This window comes from Psychrobacter sp. 1Y4, assembly GCF_051847555.1.
On record NZ_JBPYDE010000060.1, the window covers coordinates 1 to 1423 of the forward strand.

At 38.7% G+C, this 1423-nt stretch carries 1 protein-coding gene and 1 pseudogene; both read right to left on the minus strand.

Annotated elements, in window-relative coordinates:
• A pseudogene (locus ACS8FC_RS14135) lies at positions 1–634 on the minus strand (hypothetical protein); the annotation flags it as partial.
• 67 nt (positions 635–701) lie between these two features.
• The gene (locus ACS8FC_RS14140; RefSeq protein WP_439297227.1) at positions 702–1166 is read right to left on the minus strand and encodes a hypothetical protein; all 465 of its coding nucleotides are present in this window, start codon (positions 1164–1166) and stop codon (positions 702–704) included.
• Positions 1167–1423 lie beyond the last annotated feature (257 nt).

The window sequence follows — 1423 nt, forward strand, 5'->3', positions numbered from 1 at the left end:
TAATACTGAAAGTTGGTAATGTAGTCGTCGATCTATCAATGTTAGTGACTGAAGCATTGTTCGATGCCAAGGCTGTACCAGTGGCTTTCAAATTTAAATTTTGAGTATCTCCGCCTTTGTTGTCAGTGGTTTTTGCATTGACTGTAATGACAGCAAACTGGTTGCTTTCAAGAGGTATTTTATTATTAGTAGAACTAATAGTGCCTGCAATTCCAGTAGTTGGACTTGGCGTTGCTCCGTCAGTATAGATTCTATAAGTAATAGTAGAATTGGTAATATCAAACTGTTTAGTATCATCAGTTCTGTTTTCTATTGATATGACGTAATTGTCTTGACGGTTACCATCATTGGTCAGTGTATGTGTAAACGTAGCGAAACCATTAGGAGCAACTGTTGTAGTATTGTCTTGAACTAATGAGAATGATACTTGCTCTGATACTGTAATTTTGACTGAATTAGATATAGCGGTTGGCTGAGCTACACCTGCAACACTGTAGTTAGCGGTAGCAATGTTGACTATTTCAACATTAGTATTTGTTGAGCCGCTTACAGCAGCATTAGCGCCAGTAGATACACCCATTACTGCGGCGATACCGACAGCAAGCAAGCTGACGTTAAAAGTATTTGATTTCATGTAATGCTCCAGAGTTAAGATTAAAAATTGAAATGTTAAAAGAGCGAAAGGCTTAATATCTACTGGACTAATTAACGGTAGTATTGAGAGCGACGGCTGCTGACTTTTTAGCTGGCAATAACTTAATATTCCAACGCAGAGTGCGGTACTCAGAATATGGAATTTTGACCATCTTGCCATCGACTTTACGCATTAGCGGCATATCAGCGTAATTCTTGCCATCAGTGCTGGCTTGTGCGCTTGCAGGCATCGCATCACCAGTAAATGTCATGTTGGCAGGGATAGGTAGCGTCACCATCAAGTCGTTAATGTCTTTATTAACAGTATTGGTATAATTCGCCTTATACTGAATCACAGTACCTGCTGGTGCAGTACGTACTGGTGTATAGACCGTTTTACCTTCCGCATTCTTTATGACTTGATTAGCTGTTAGTTCCATTTTTAGAGCGTCTTCAGCATGCGCCATATTTAGTAAAGAGCTAGAAGCTATAGTGGCTAATAGAACATTGCGTAGAATCTTGAAACGTTTCATATAAAATCCTTTCTTATACCGTTGCTATCATTGGGATACAGGTGCTTTGGGCTACAGTGAAACTGTCTATAATTTGATATCAGGATCGTCTGTAAAAAGCGTACATTTCCCCTTTAAGCTATTGTCACGTAACCAATACAAATATTCATTATAAAGACGACAAATGGTATTTCGAGATGACCAAACGGTAAAAGCCCCGTCTAAGAAGACAGGGCTTTTTTTGTATTAGAAAAGGAAATAGTAATAATCTAGAGTTG

Excerpts from the sequence above, each read along its gene's own strand:
- ACS8FC_RS14140 (WP_439297227.1), bottom strand. The coding sequence starts at position 1,166 with ATGAAACGTTTCAAGATTCTACGCAATGTTCTATTAGCCACTATAGCT.